Annotated in this window: 16 protein-coding genes; 10 read left to right on the top strand and 6 right to left on the bottom strand. The window is 71.4% G+C overall.

Annotation, left to right across the window (positions count from 1 at the left end; translation table 11 throughout):
• The first annotated feature begins 13 nt into the window (after positions 1-13).
• Entirely contained in the window at positions 14-724 is a 711-nt protein-coding gene (locus NMQ01_RS14295; RefSeq protein WP_255184569.1) for a spermidine synthase, read from the top strand.
• Between the two features lie 4 nt (positions 725-728).
• Here the strand turns inward: NMQ01_RS14295 and NMQ01_RS14290 are convergent, their stop codons facing one another.
• Both NMQ01_RS14290 and NMQ01_RS14285 read right to left on the bottom strand, forming a co-directional pair.
• On the bottom strand, positions 729-1,007 hold the full coding sequence (locus tag NMQ01_RS14290; protein ID WP_255184568.1) for a type II toxin-antitoxin system RelE/ParE family toxin: 279 nt from the start codon (positions 1,005-1,007) through the stop codon (positions 729-731).
• Entirely contained in the window at positions 1,004-1,270 is a 267-nt protein-coding gene (locus NMQ01_RS14285) for a type II toxin-antitoxin system Phd/YefM family antitoxin (protein WP_255184567.1), read from the bottom strand. Before NMQ01_RS14285 ends, NMQ01_RS14290 begins: the two co-directional genes overlap by 4 nt.
• A gap of 63 nt (positions 1,271-1,333) precedes the next feature.
• On the opposite strand from NMQ01_RS14285, the gene NMQ01_RS14280 reads away from it, so the two are divergent.
• Positions 1,334-1,915, top strand: coding sequence for a TIGR03086 family metal-binding protein (locus NMQ01_RS14280; protein ID WP_255184566.1), 582 nt, complete (start codon positions 1,334-1,336; stop codon positions 1,913-1,915).
• Positions 1,916-1,922: 7 nt separating this feature from the next.
• On the opposite strand, the gene NMQ01_RS14275 is transcribed toward NMQ01_RS14280, so the two are convergent.
• Positions 1,923-2,279, bottom strand: coding sequence for a hypothetical protein (locus NMQ01_RS14275; protein ID WP_255184565.1), 357 nt, complete (start codon positions 2,277-2,279; stop codon positions 1,923-1,925).
• 345 nt (positions 2,280-2,624) lie between these two features.
• Here NMQ01_RS14275 and dnaK point away from each other — a divergent pair, with 345 nt between their 5' ends.
• From dnaK to NMQ01_RS14255, 4 genes are all read left to right on the top strand, one after another.
• A complete protein-coding gene (gene dnaK / locus NMQ01_RS14270; protein WP_255184564.1) occupies positions 2,625-4,511 on the top strand; it encodes a molecular chaperone DnaK in 1,887 nt (628 codons plus the stop codon).
• The gene (locus tag NMQ01_RS14265) at positions 4,508-5,185 is read left to right on the top strand and encodes a nucleotide exchange factor GrpE (RefSeq protein ID WP_255184563.1); all 678 of its coding nucleotides are present in this window, start codon (positions 4,508-4,510) and stop codon (positions 5,183-5,185) included. The genes dnaK and NMQ01_RS14265 overlap by 4 nt, the downstream gene beginning before the upstream one ends.
• Before the next feature lie 24 nt (positions 5,186-5,209).
• Positions 5,210-6,232, top strand: coding sequence for a DnaJ C-terminal domain-containing protein (locus NMQ01_RS14260; RefSeq protein ID WP_255184562.1), 1,023 nt, complete (start codon positions 5,210-5,212; stop codon positions 6,230-6,232).
• A gap of 66 nt (positions 6,233-6,298) precedes the next feature.
• Positions 6,299-6,736, top strand: a complete 438-nt coding sequence (locus tag NMQ01_RS14255) for a heat shock protein transcriptional repressor HspR (protein ID WP_303708391.1) — start codon at positions 6,299-6,301, stop codon at positions 6,734-6,736.
• 111 nt (positions 6,737-6,847) lie between these two features.
• On the opposite strand, the gene NMQ01_RS14250 is transcribed toward NMQ01_RS14255, so the two are convergent.
• On the bottom strand, positions 6,848-7,687 hold the full coding sequence (locus NMQ01_RS14250; RefSeq protein ID WP_255184560.1) for an SGNH/GDSL hydrolase family protein: 840 nt from the start codon (positions 7,685-7,687) through the stop codon (positions 6,848-6,850).
• 200 nt (positions 7,688-7,887) lie between these two features.
• Between NMQ01_RS14250 and NMQ01_RS14245 the strand changes: the two genes are divergently transcribed.
• Both NMQ01_RS14245 and NMQ01_RS14240 read left to right on the top strand, forming a co-directional pair.
• Positions 7,888-8,379 carry a hypothetical protein gene (locus tag NMQ01_RS14245; protein ID WP_255184559.1) on the top strand — a complete coding sequence of 164 codons (492 nt, stop codon included), beginning with the start codon at positions 7,888-7,890 and terminating at the stop codon, positions 8,377-8,379.
• Positions 8,380-8,411: 32 nt separating this feature from the next.
• Positions 8,412-8,990: a maleylpyruvate isomerase family mycothiol-dependent enzyme gene (locus tag NMQ01_RS14240; protein ID WP_255184558.1), complete on the top strand. Its 579-nt coding sequence runs from the start codon at positions 8,412-8,414 to the stop codon at positions 8,988-8,990.
• Between the two features lie 184 nt (positions 8,991-9,174).
• On the opposite strand, the gene NMQ01_RS14235 is transcribed toward NMQ01_RS14240, so the two are convergent.
• Positions 9,175-10,377: a cysteine desulfurase-like protein gene (locus tag NMQ01_RS14235; protein ID WP_255184557.1), complete on the bottom strand. Its 1,203-nt coding sequence runs from the start codon at positions 10,375-10,377 to the stop codon at positions 9,175-9,177.
• A 41-nt stretch (positions 10,378-10,418) separates the two neighbouring features.
• Positions 10,419-10,880: an SRPBCC family protein gene (locus NMQ01_RS14230; RefSeq protein WP_255184556.1), complete on the bottom strand. Its 462-nt coding sequence runs from the start codon at positions 10,878-10,880 to the stop codon at positions 10,419-10,421.
• A 63-nt stretch (positions 10,881-10,943) separates the two neighbouring features.
• On the opposite strand from NMQ01_RS14230, the gene NMQ01_RS14225 reads away from it, so the two are divergent.
• Both NMQ01_RS14225 and NMQ01_RS14220 read left to right on the top strand, forming a co-directional pair.
• Positions 10,944-11,210 carry a ribonuclease E inhibitor RraB gene (locus tag NMQ01_RS14225; protein ID WP_255184555.1) on the top strand — a complete coding sequence of 89 codons (267 nt, stop codon included), beginning with the start codon at positions 10,944-10,946 and terminating at the stop codon, positions 11,208-11,210.
• 161 nt (positions 11,211-11,371) lie between these two features.
• Positions 11,372-12,874 carry an LCP family protein gene (locus tag NMQ01_RS14220; protein WP_255184554.1) on the top strand — a complete coding sequence of 501 codons (1,503 nt, stop codon included), beginning with the start codon at positions 11,372-11,374 and terminating at the stop codon, positions 12,872-12,874.
• Positions 12,875-13,306: the final 432 nt, after the last annotated feature.

Raw genomic sequence — 13,306 nt, 5'->3', positions numbered from 1 at the left:
GCAGACTGGGCGGATGCGCCGCTTCGAAGAGCTCGCCTGGAGCGAGACCCCCAGGGGTGAGATCAGCCTGCGCCGGCGGATCGAGCCGACGCTCAAGGTCGACGTCTACGAGGTCAAGCTCGGCGACGAGTTCCTCATGTCGAGCCTCTTCACGGTCGCCGAGATCGAGCTGGCCCGCCTCGGTCTGGCCAGGGCGAAGGGGGAGGACCAGCTCGACGTCGTCGTCGGCGGCCTGGGCCTGGGGTGCACCGCCAAGGCGGCGTTGGAGGACCCGCGAGTGCGCTCGGTGCTCGTCGTCGACGCCATGCCCGAGGTCATCGACTGGCACGAGCGCGAGCTGCTGCCGGACGCGCCCGCCGTCGTGCGCGACGAGCGCACCCGCCTGCTCCTCGGCAACTTCTTCGAGCTCGCGGCGTCCGAGCAGGGCTTCGACCCGAACGAGCCCGGCCGGCTGCACGACGCCGTGCTCCTCGACATCGACCACACGCCGCACCACCTGCTCCACCCCGACCACGCCCCCTTCTACTCCGTCGAGGGTCTGCGGCGGCTGCGGGCGCACCTGCGTCCGGGCGGCGTCTTCGCCATGTGGTCCGACGACCCGCCGGACGCCGACTTCTGCGCGCTGCTCGAGCAGGTCTTCGACGAGGTCGAGGCGCACGTCGTCGCCTTCGACAACTTCCTCACCGGCGGGCAGTCGAGCAACACCGTCTACGTCGCGGTCTGAGTCGTCAGCCGGGTCGGTAGACGTCCCGGCGGTGGTCGATCCGCAGGACGAGGACCTCCTGAGCCGAGTCGTTGATCCGGTACAGGACCCGATAGGTGCCACGTCGTGCGGAGTGGATGCCGGCCAGGTCCGCGCGGAGCGGCTTCCCCACCCTCCGGGGGTGGGCGATCAGGGCGCCGGTGATGAACTCGATGACGGCGGCCGTGACGCTCTCGGGCAGGTCGTCGCGGATGGCACGTGCCGCAGGTGGTGCGACGACCAGCTCGTAGGTCGCATCGCTCATGGACGCAGCGCGCGGACCGCCTCGACGCCGCGCACGACGTCGCCGCTGCGGTAGGCCGCGTCCGCCTCGCGGATGTCCGCCAACGCGTCCGCGTCACTGAGGACAGCGAGGGTCTCCTCGAGCTCGGACAGGTCGTCGGGACTGATGACGACGGCGACCGCGCGGCCGTTGCGGGTCACCGTCACCCGCTCGTGCTCGCGCTCGACACGGTCCACCACATCACTGAAGTGGTTGCGGACCTCGCGGAGCGGCTCGATGCTCATGCACACAATTGTGGCGCGCTGGAGGTGTGGCGGCAAGGGGGTGGTCGGAGGAGGGTGGAGGCCATGAGCGACCTCATCGACCTCACCCCGTCGACCCAGGCCATGACCGACCTCGTCTCCGGCACACGCGACGACCAGCTCGACGCCTCCACCCCGATCGGCATGACGGTGGCGCAGGTCCTCGGCCACGTCCACGACCTGGCCGGCGCCTTCCGCGATGCCGCGACGAAGGGGGAGTCCCTCGCCGCATCGTCCCCGCCGGACCCGGCCGCCTCCGCGCTGCCCGACGACTGGCGCGAGGTGATCCCCCTTCTCCTGACGGAGCTGGCCTCGGCCTGGCAGGACCCGGCCGCCTGGGAGGGCATGACCCGGGCGGGCGGGCTCGACATGCCCGGCGACGTGGCCGGCGCCGTCGCGCTCGACGAGCTCGTCCTGCACGCCTGGGACCTGGCGAAGGGGACGGGGCAGGCCTTCGAGCCCGACCCCGCGGCGCTGGACGCGGCCGAGGGATTCTGCGCCCAGATCCCCGACGAGTCGGAGGCGCGGCAGGGGCTCTTCGGGCCGAGGGTCGCTGTGCCGCAGGGCTCCTCGCAGCTCGACCGGGTGCTGGGACTCGCCGGTCGCGACCCCGCCTGGCGGGTCTGAGGGAGGGTCAGGCTCCGAGTCGCCGAGCGAGGGCGTAGCCGGCTCCACACACGAGCAGGGCGCTGGCGACGAGGGCCGGCACCCGGCGGGCCGGGAGCCGCTCGTCGCACCGGGACCGCATCGCCTGCGTCGACTGGCTCGAGAGCATCGACGCGGTGCTCTGCGCCGACAGCGCCGACCCCAGGCTCTGCCACGACAGCAGGGAGCCGATCGACATCGACGAGCCGGCCGAGAGGAAGGAGCAGAAGGACCCGATGCTCCCGATCGAGAGCGCCGAGCCGACGCTGCCCACCGAGAGGACCGATGCGTCGGAGCCGATCGACAGGACCGAGTTGCGCGAGGCGATGGACAGGTAGCTCGTCATCGTCACAGTGTGGCGTCCCTTCGGGAACGGGCGCGGGGCGCCCGCCCACGCGGAACGTGGGACCCACTCAGGGATCGGGGCAGGGGCCTGGCCGGGAAGGCTGCGGATGACCGGGACAACCGGACGTGGCCAGATCAGGACTTCCCGGCCAGACGGGCCCTCTCAGGCACGAAGGGCGATGCGGGCGGGGTGGGAATGAACCCCCTTCGCTCGTAGTTGAGTCGAGTGAACTCAACTTTTGGGCCACGGATTTGCGCAGGTCGCGGACTGGCTCCTAAGTTGAGCGACAGCAACTCAACTCGTGTCGGGGTGACCACCTCGACCACCCGAACAAAGGAGCGCCTCATGGCCCGTGCCGTTGGCATCGACCTCGGAACCACCAACTCTGCCGTCGCCGTCCTCGAGGGTGGCGAGCCCACGATCATCGCGAACGCCGAGGGCGGTCGCACCACCCCGTCCGTCGTCGCCTTCTCCAAGGGCGGCGAGGTCCTCGTCGGCGACATCGCCAAGCGTCAGGCGGTCACCAACGCCGACCGCACCCTCCGCTCCGTCAAGCGCCACATGGGCACCGACTGGACGACCGAGGACATCGACGGCAAGAAGTACACCGCCCAGGAGATCAGCGCCCGCACGCTGCAGAAGCTCAAGCGCGACGCCGAGTCCTACCTCGGTGAGGACGTCACCGACGCGGTCATCACCGTCCCCGCCTACTTCGACGACGCCGAGCGCCAGGCCACCAAGGAGGCCGGCGAGATCGCGGGCCTCAACGTCCTGCGCATCGTCAACGAGCCCACCGCGGCCGCCCTGGCCTACGGCCTCGACAAGGGCAAGGAGGACGAGCTCATCCTCGTCTTCGACCTCGGTGGCGGCACCTTCGACGTCTCCCTGCTCGAGGTCGGCAAGGACCCCGAGGACGGCTTCTCCACCATCCAGGTCCGCGCGACCTCCGGTGACAACCAGCTCGGTGGTGACGACTGGGACGAGCGGATCGTCAAGCACCTGCTCACCCAGGTGAAGAACAACACCGGCGTCGACCTCTCCGGCGACAAGATCGCCATGCAGCGTCTGCGCGACGCGGCGGAGCAGGCGAAGAAGGAGCTCTCCTCCTCGTCGACCACGTCGATCAACCTGCAGTACCTGTCCATGGGCGAGAACGGCCCCATCCACCTCGACGAGTCGCTCTCCCGCGCGAACTTCGAGCAGATGACCAAGGACCTGCTCGACCGGACCAAGACCCCCTTCGAGAACGTCATCAAGGACGCGGGCGTCCAGCTCTCCGACATCGACCACGTGGTCCTCGTCGGTGGCTCCACCCGCATGCCGGCCGTCAGCTCGCTGGTCAAGGAGCTCACCGGCGGCAAGGAGCCCAACAAGGGCGTCAACCCGGACGAGGTCGTCGCGCTCGGCGCGGCCCTGCAGGCCGGTGTCCTCAAGGGCGAGCGCAAGGACGTCCTGCTCATCGACGTCACGCCGCTCTCCCTCGGCATCGAGACCAAGGGTGGCCTCTTCACCAAGCTCATCGAGCGCAACACCGCCATCCCGACGAAGCGCTCCGAGGTCTTCTCCACCGCCGAGGACAACCAGCCCTCCGTGCTGATCCAGGTCTTCCAGGGTGAGCGCGAGATCGCGCAGCAGAACAAGAACCTCGGCACCTTCGAGCTCTCCGGCATCGCGCCGGCGCCGCGCGGCGTGCCGCAGGTCGAGGTCACCTTCGACATCGACGCCAACGGCATCGTCCACGTGACGGCGAAGGACCGGGGCACCGGCCAGGAGCAGAAGATCACCATCTCCGGCGGCTCCGCGCTGTCGAAGGAGGAGATCGAGCGCATGGTCAAGGAGGCCGAGGCCCACGCCGACGAGGACAAGGCCCGCCGCGAGGAGACCGAGGCCCGCAACAACGCGGAGAACCTCGTCTACTCCACGGACAAGTTCCTCTCCGAGTCCGGTGACAAGCTGACCGACGAGCAGCGCAAGCCCGTCGACGACGCCCTCGCCGACCTCAAGGAGGCCCTCAAGCCGGAGTCCGGCGTGAGCGCCGAGGAGCTGACCAAGAAGGTCGACACCCTCAACGAGGAGTCGCAGAAGATGGGCGCCGCCCTCTACGCGGCCTCCGCGGAGCAGGGCGAGGGCGAGGCCCCCGGTGGCGACGCCGGTGCCGAGCAGCCCGCCCCCGAGGGTGACGACGACATCGTCGACGCCGAGGTCGTCGACGACGACGAGGAGAAGAAGTGACCGACCCCAACCAGCCGATCGACCCCGAGGTGACCGCTGACGCCCAGGCGCGGCCGGCCACCGACCAGGGGGCCGAGGAGCAGGTCGTCGAGGCCGAGGTGGTCGACGAGGACGCAGCCGCCGCTGCGCCCGAGTCGGCCACCCCGGCCGACGGGGCCACCGGCGCCGACGAGGCCACCCCGGCCCCGGGCGAAGGGGAGGCCGCCGGCGACGCCGAGGTCCACCCCGACACGGCCCGCGCCGACCAGCTCCAGGACGACTACCTGCGCCTGCAGGCCGAGTACGTCAACTACAAGCGGCGCGTCGACCGGGACCTCCCGGTGCACAAGACCCGCGCCGCCCACGACGTGCTCGAGTCGCTCCTGCCGGTCCTCGACGAGATCCACCTCGCCGAGCAGCACGGCGACCTGCCGGAGGGCAGCCCCTTCCGCGCGATCGCCGACAAGCTCGAGCAGGTCCTCACCAAGCAGGGGCTGGAGCGCGTGGGCGTCAAGGGCGAGGTCTTCGACCCCAACGTGCACGAGGCCCTCATGCACGGCGCCTGGGACGCGTCCGACCCGGAGCTGCCGAGCGACGCGACGGCCACGACGGTCGTCACCGTGCTCCAGCCCGGCTACCGCGCCGGCGAGCGCGTCCTGCGCGCCGCCCGCGTCGCGGTCGCCGACCCGTCGTAACCCCACCACCCGAGAGGAGGAGACATGGCCAGTCAGGACTGGTTGGACAAGGACTTCTACGCGGTCCTCGGCGTCGCCAAGGACGCTGACACCGCGGAGATCAAGAAGGCCTACCGCAAGCTCGCCAAGCAGTACCACCCCGACCGCAATGCCGGGGACGACGCCGCCGAGCAGAAGTTCAAGGACGTCGGTGAGGCGCACGCCGTGCTCTCCGACCCCAAGGAGCGGCAGGAGTATGACGCCATCCGCTCGATGGCCGGCGGCGGTGCGCGATTCACCGCCGGCGGCCCGGGCGGGGGCGCGGGCTTCGAGGACATCTTCTCCGCCTTCGGCGGGGGAGGGGGCGGCTCGCGGATGCGCTACAGCACCGGCGGCGGCTCCCCCTTCGCCGGGGGCGGGGCGGGCGAACCCGACCTCGAGGACATCCTGTCGATGTTCGGCGGGGGCGGCGGCGCCGGCTTCGGTGGGCAGGGTGCGGGCTTCCGCGCCCCGCGCGGCCCGGTCAAGGGCCAGGACCTGACGGCCCGCACCGAGCTGTCCTTCCGCGACGCGGCCGAGGGGCGCACCATCGCCCTGACCGTCAACGGCGAGAAGGTCAACGCCAAGATCCCCGCGGGGGTCAAGGACGGCCAGAAGATCCGCCTACGCGGCAAGGGCGGTCACGGCGACCAGGGCTCGCCCCGCGGTGACCTCATCCTCACCGTGTCGGTGGGCAAGCACCCGGTCTACGGACGCGACGGCGACAACCTGACCCTCGACCTGCCGGTGACCTTCGCCGAGGCCGCCCTCGGTGCCACGGTCGCTGTGCCGACCCTCGACGGGTCGCAGGTCAAGGTCAGGATCGCGCCGGGGACCCCGAGCGGCCGCGTCCTGCGGCTCAAGGGTCGTGGCATCGCGACGAAGGGGGCCACCGGCGATCTGCTCGCCAAGGTCCAGATCATCGTGCCGACCGAGCTCAGCGAGGCCGAGCGCGAGGCCGTCGAGGTCCTGCGCGATGCCCGCACCGACGACCCACGCGCCGCGCTGGTCGCCGCCGCGAGCGCCTGACCGCGACGCACTGGTGACGAACGACGATGACGACAGGAGGTGGGCGTGGTGGCACGGATCTCCGGCATGAGCGGTGACGACCGCACGCCCGTCTTCGTCATCTCCGTCGCCGCCGAGCTCGCCGGCATGCACGCGCAGACGCTGCGCCAGTACGACCGGATCGGGCTCGTCACCCCCTCGCGCACCCGGGGCGGCGGTCGGCGCTACAGCGCCGCCGACGTCTCCCGGCTGCGCGAGGTGCAGCGCCTCTCCCAGGAGGAGGGCGTCTCGCTCGCCGCGATCCAGCGGATCTTCGACCTCGAGCACCAGGTCGAGGCGCTGCGCGCCCGGGTCGCCGAGCTCGACGACGAGCTCGACGCCGCGCGCGAGCAGCTCGGGCAGGGCCGGCGCTTCTTCGCGGTCGGCTCGCAGGGGGACATCGTCGCCCTGCGTCACGGGCAGCGCCCGCGGCAGCAGACCGGCGGGCAGGCGCTCGTCGTCTGGCAGCCGCGCGGCCGCGCCTGACCCCGCGCCCTCGACGTCCGGCCCCAACTGCGCAAAACCCTAGGGTCTTGCGCAGTTCCGGCCCCCTAACTCTGCAAAACCCTAGGGTCGTGCAGAGTTTGGGCGCGGGTTTCAGACCTGCTCGAGCGCCTCGCCCCACGCCTTCAGGCGCCGCTCGACGGCGGCCTGCTCGGCGGCCAGCCGCTTCAGGCCATCGGCCGGGTGGATCGGGTCCGGCCACTTGGGGCGCGTGGTGTCCCCTTCGTACTCCCCGCGCAGGCGGCGGCGCACGAGCGGAACGACCTCGCCACGGACGAACCTCGCCTCCGCCTCGATCGCCGCGCGCCAGCCCGAGGGCTCGTTGGGCACGAAGTTGCTCAGCTTGAGCGTGTGCCGCACCCCGATCCGCTCCGCGACGGCCGCCGCCATGCGCTTGTGACCCGGCCGCGACATGTGGATCCGGTCCATGGCCCACAGCGCCCGCTGGTCGTACTCACCCATCCTCGCCTGGTCGACGAGCGTCGCGTCGTGCGTCGCCGCGAGGTCGCGGATCGCGGAGTTGAAGGCCTCGACCCGCCGCACGAGCGGCTTGAGCAGGCCGGAGGCCTGCGGGACGAAGGTCGTGAAGACGACGATCTCGGCGCCGGTGTCGACGAGCCGCCGCAGCGCGGCCTCGTAGCGGGTCGCGATGCCGTCGACGTCGGCACGCAGCGAGAGCAGGTCGTTGCCCCCGGCAGCGAAGGAGATGTGCGTCGGCTGCATGGCGATCGCGAGGTCGAGCTGGTCGGCGACGACCTGGTCGAGGAACTTGCTGCGGATCGCGAGGTTGGCATAGCGCCACGCGGGGTCGGCCCGGCCGAGCTGACGGGCGAACCGGTCCGCCCAGCCCCGCACCTGGTTGGGGTAGTGGACGTGCGGGTCGCCCACGCCCTCGGTGAAGGAGTCGCCGACCGCGACGAAGAGCCCACTCATGTCGTGGTCATGTCACCCGGTCGATGGACTCGGGGGCAAGGGGGTTGGCCGAGCGTTCGCCGACGCGCCACCGGCCGTCACCACGAGGACGAAGGGGGTTCACGTCGCCTGCCGTGGGCAGCCCTCCCCATGGACGTCGTGCTTGCCGCACGGGCAGGGTGCTGCTGTCCAGGTCGTCGACATCGAGGGGCGTGGCACCCGTGAGGCAGGAAGTCCGGCTCTTCCGCACGCAGACGGGGCTCGTCGTGGCCTCGGTCTCCTTCGTACCGCAGCGAGGGTTCTTCATGGACGGATGGACCACGGTCCTGCCCGAGGATGCCTGGAGCGCGGCCGAGGTGGGCGAGGCCGTCCTCGCCGGCCTGGAGCACGGGGGCACGATCACCTTCGAGGACCTCCCTCCGCTCGGTGGCACCGGGGCGACGCCGGCCTCCCTCGCCCTGGGCTACGAGACCGAAAATGCCCTGCTCGCCGCCGGCGCGGCGCACGTGGTCGTCTGGATCAAGAAGGGCACCTGGTGGGTGACCCCGATGGTCAACGAAGGGGCCGGTCGGGGCTGGGCCGGTCACGCCGACGCGCCCGCCGTCAGCCACGAGGGCGAGCACTGGCCCGCGGAGGACCTCGGGGCGAGCGTCAACGCCGCTCTCGACACCGTCGTCGCCATCCGGCTCGCCCTCGACGGCGCCGCGGGGTGACGGCTGTCACCCGGGGGTGGGAGGGTGAACGCATGCCACTTCCCCAGGACGCCGCCTCGGTCTTCGACCGCAAGAACACCCCGCTCATGCGGCTCGTCGACGCCACCGACCCGCGGGCCCTCGCCGGCCCCAGCCCGTGCGAGGGGTGGTCGGGCCTCGACGTCGTGCAGCACCTCATCGACACGCAGCGCGACTTCCTGCTCAAGGCGGGCGCCGACCTGCCCGACCCGGCCCCGACCGTCGCCGCGCTCGGGCCCGCGACCGCGTGGCGCACCCACGCCGAGGGCGTCGCCCGCCAGCTCGCCGACGACACCCTCGCGGAGCGGCCCTACGAGACCCCCTTCGGCCCGACGACCGTGGGCGCCGCCTTCGACCGCTTCTACGGCTTCGACCTGCTCGTCCACCGCTGGGACATCGGTGCGTCCGCGGGCGTCCCCGTCGAGCTGACCGACCGCGAGCTCGACCAGGTCGAGGAGGCGATCGCCGGCTTCGGCGAGCACATCCGAGGCGCCGGCGTCTGCGGCCCCGCCGTCGAGGTCGGCCCCGACGCTTCGCGTCAGGACCGGGTCATCGGCCTGACCGGCCGCGACCCGCGCGCCCACGCTGGCTGAGGAGGCCGCCCGCGGCCGTCTCGAAGCCCCTTGCCGCAGCGCCGCTTCCAACCGGCGAGCAGCCGGCGGCCTGTCGGCGTTGATGTCACCTGGTCTCCCGGAGAGGGGCAACCAGGTGACACCAACGACGCCGGGTGGTGCCAACGCTGCCGGGGTCGCGGTCGGGCGAAGGGAGCGACCCGGGTCAGGCGAGCGCCTCGCCCAGCCCGGTGAGCAGCCGGTCGACGTCTGAGTCATCGGTGTACGGCGCGACGCCGACCCGGATCCCGGAGTCGACGTCGAGGCCGAGCGCGCGGAAGGGCTCGTGCGCGTAGAAGGTGCCGGCCGGCGCGAGCACGTCCGCCGCGGCGAGCTGTGCGGCGACGGCACGGGCGTCACCACCCGGCAGGGTGAAGAAGAGCGTCGGGGTGCGCTCGGCGGCCCGCGAGTGGAGCACGACCCGGTCGCCGAGGTCGGCGAGCGCCGCCTCGATCCGCTGGCGCAGCCGGGTCTCGTGCGCGTGGACGAGGTCGTGCGCGGCAGCGAGCCGCTCCCGGCGTGACGGTCCCTGCGGTGCCAGTGACGCGATGACGTCGACCGCCGCGGTGGCGCCCGCCATGATCTCGTAGGGCAGCGTCCCGAGCTCGAATCGCTCCGGCACGGCATCGGTCGAGGGCAGCAGCTTGTCGGGCCGGAGGCCGTGCAGGAGAGCTGGATCCGCCGCCAGCGCCGCGCAGTGCGGGCCGAAGAACTTGTACGGCGAGCACACGAAGAGGTCGGCGCCGAGCGCCGCGACGTCGATGTGTGCGTGCGCCGTCAGGTGCACGCCGTCGACGTGCACGAGCGCCCCGACCGCGTGCGCCCGCTCCGCGATGCGGGCCACCGGCGGACGAGTGCCGAGCAGGTTGGACGCACCCGTCACCGCGACGAGGCGCGTGCGCTCGGTGACGATCTCGTCGAGGTCGGTGAGGTCCAGCTCGGCCGTCGCGGGGTCGAGCCGAAGCCACCGCACGCTCGCCCCGACGGCCTCGGCGGCCTGCACCCACGGCCGCACGTTGCAGTCGTGGTCGAGCTCGGTGACGACGACCTCGTCACCCGGCCCCCACCCCTTCGCCAGCGCCCGTGAGATGTCGTAGGTGAGCTGGGTGGCGCTGCGGCCGTAGACGATCCCGTCGGGTGAGGCCCCGAGCAGGTCAGCCATCGCGGAGCGAAATGCGGCGATGGCCGCTTCGGCGTTGCGCTCGCTCGCCACGGAGGAGCCGCGGTTGGACAGCGGTCCGGTGAGCGTCGCGGCGATCGCCTCGCCGACCTCGGCGGGTGTCTGGGTGCCGCCCGGCCCGTCGAAGTGGGCGATGCCGGAGCGAAGGGAGGGGAAGCGGGCGCGGAGTGCGGCGACGTCGACGGACATGTCGTGATCATGCCCACCGACGCCGCCGCCGGGGAAGGGGGTCAGCTCACCGCGGCCGCGAGGCGCGCCAGCGAGTCCTCGAGCTGCGACTCCTTGACGAGCGGGAAGCCGACCTTGTCCAGCAGGGCCTGGTCGGTGACGCCGCTCCAGTCGTAGGTGTGGGTGACGATGGTGCTGTCCGAGCCCTGCGGCTCCAGCTCCCACAGCCACTCCCACCCGGGCGGCTCGGTGCCGGCGGGCGCGGTCTTCCAGCCGACCATCTTGTGGGTGTCGTAGGCGGTGACGTGGTTGTCCGTCTGGTACTCGCCGCCCATGTGGTCGCCGGACATGTTCATCGTGAAGACGTCGCCGACGGCCTGGATCCGATCGGTCTTCTCGTCCGAGCGGACGAAGCCGGAGCCGTCGAGCTCGGCGTGCCGTTCGGGGTTGGTGAGCACCTCGAAGACGTCCTTGGCGGGCGCGTCGATGGTGCGCTGGACAGTGATCTTCTGCTCTTGTGCCATGCCGTCGACGACACCACGCGCGCCGTCCGATGTCCACCCCTGTGGTCGTGACAGGCTGGTGACATGTCCGAGCACCTGATGGTCTTCCCCGACCGTGACGACGCCGATCGCATCGCCGAGGACCTGCGCGACGAGGGCTTCACCGAGGTCCGCGTCGTGCGTGAGGCCCTCGCCGGTGAGGACGACAGCGAGGACCACGAGTGGGCCGTCCACGTGACCGAGGAGATGGTCGCCGACGAGTCCGGGGCGGTCGCCAATGGGCTGCGTGAGCGCTTCGCCAAGCTCGCCGAGGACCACGACGGCTGGTACGACCCGGAGCCGCGCGCCTGATCCTGCCGGCTCCCCTTCGCGCTGGCGCCGGGCGAAGGGAGAAGGATCCCGCACGATTTTCGGCGACGCGCCCGCCCTGTGTCACGATACGGTGACGAACTTGCCCACGGACGGTCCTGCCCCACGGAGTCCACGGGTCCCCGACAACCGGAGGTTGCCCCGTGGCATCTGGGTCTGAGCCCGTCGGGCGCCACCGCGCCCTCGGCGAGCGTGGCATGGCCTCGCGCCGCAACGCCCGCCAGACGCGTCGCTTCTACACGCTGACGGCCGCCAGCACGATCATCCCGGGGCTGGGTCTGATCCACACCCGGCGCCGCACCGGCATCGCCCTGGTCGCGGGCTTCTTCCTCACGATCCTCGCCGTCTGCGCGTGGGGTCTGGCGAAGGGGGTGACCTCCTCGGTCATCAGCGTCGGCGTCAGCCGCAGCGCCCTGATGGTCCTCATCCCGGTCATCCTCGTCGGCGCCCTCGTGTGGATCTGGGGCATCGTCGCCACCGCCCGCGACAACATGCCCGAGGGCAGCCACGGCCGGCCGAAGGTCGCGATGGTCGTCTTCGCCGCGCTCGCGGCCCTGCTGATCTTCGCCCCCGCCGCGCAGTCGGTGCGCTATGCCGTCATCCAGCGCTCGCTCATCGGCTCGGTCTTCGACCAGCTGCGCCCCGCCGGCGCGGCCGCGCCGGGCGATGGTGACGACCCGTGGGCCGGCACCGACCGGGTCAACGTCATGCTCGTCGGCTCCGACGCGGGCGAGGACCGCGACGGCATCCGCCCCGACTCCGTCATGGTCGCGAGCGTCGACACGCAGACCGGCGAGACCGTGCTCTTCGGCATCCCGCGCAACCTGCAGAACATCCCCTTCTCCGAGGACAACCCGCTGTCGGAGCAGTACCCCGAGGGGTTCAACTGCGGCGACCAGTGCCTCATGGAGTACGTCTGGACCCTCGGTCGGGACAACGCCGAGCTCTTCCCCGGCGACGACAACCCCGGCCTGACCGTCACGAAGGATGCTGCCTCGCAGATCCTCGGCCTCGACATCGACTACACCACCGTCATCGACCTGCAGGGCTTCACCCAGCTCGTCGACGCGATGGGCGGCGTGACGATCGACGTCAAGGAGCGGGTGTGCATCGGCTGCAAGATCGAGGGCGGCGTCGTCGTCGGCACGACCGGCTACATCGAGCCGGGCGTGCAGAAGCTCGACGGCTACCACGCCCTCTGGTACTCGCGCTCCCGGGCCGAGTCGAGTGACGGTGACTTCTCGCGGATGCGCCGCCAGCGCTGCATGGTGGGCGCGCTGCTCAACCAGGTGAACCCGACCTCGATGCTCGTGCGCTACCCCAAGCTCGCGAAGACGCTCGAGGACAACGTCAAGGTCGACATCCCGCAGCAGGACCTCAAGGCGTGGTCCGAGCTCGTCCTGCGGATCCAGGACGGCGGCAAGATCAAGTCGCTGCCCCTGACCAACAAGAACATCGACGTCAACAACCCCGACTACGTCGAGATCCACGAGATGGTCCAGGACGCGATCAACCCGCCGCCCCCGGCGCCCAAGACGAAGACCTCGACCACGCCCTCGAGCACCCCGTCGACCTCGACGACCGAGCCCTCGTCCACCTCGACGACCAACGGCGACGAGCTCAGCGACATCACCGCCACCTGCTGACCCCGAGACTCTGCATTGCCCAACGGCAATGCACTCTCTCGATGTCAAGGCTTTGCGGACCGGTCGGCTGCAGGCGCCTCCGGACGAAGGGGGACGGCTGCGCCCGCCGAAGTCCTTCGACTCGTGGGCGCGTCGCGTTGTCGTGCCTGACTTCGGCTTGATGTGCGCAGCCATCCCCCTTCGGCCTGCGGCTCCCGGGCGTCGCCGTGGCGCCAACCGGGTCAGCGGACGGTGAGGAGGGTTGGCGTGGCGTCAAGCCGAAGTCGAGAACGACAACTCGGCCACACGACAACGAAGGACTTCGGCAGCGCGCCGACCCTCCTCGCCGGGAGCGGGGTGGGGCACGGCCGTCCCCCTTCGTCCGGAGGCGGGAGCGGGTGGGGCGATAGAATTGCGCGGCGACAGAGTTGAGCGGAATAGACTCAACTCTGG

It is taken from the genome of Janibacter sp. CX7 (assembly GCF_024362365.1).
In the GTDB taxonomy this organism is placed as follows: Bacteria; Actinomycetota; Actinomycetes; order Actinomycetales; family Dermatophilaceae; genus Janibacter.
The sequence above is the reverse complement of the archived record's forward strand: the minus strand, read 5'-3'. Positions and strand labels throughout refer to the sequence as shown.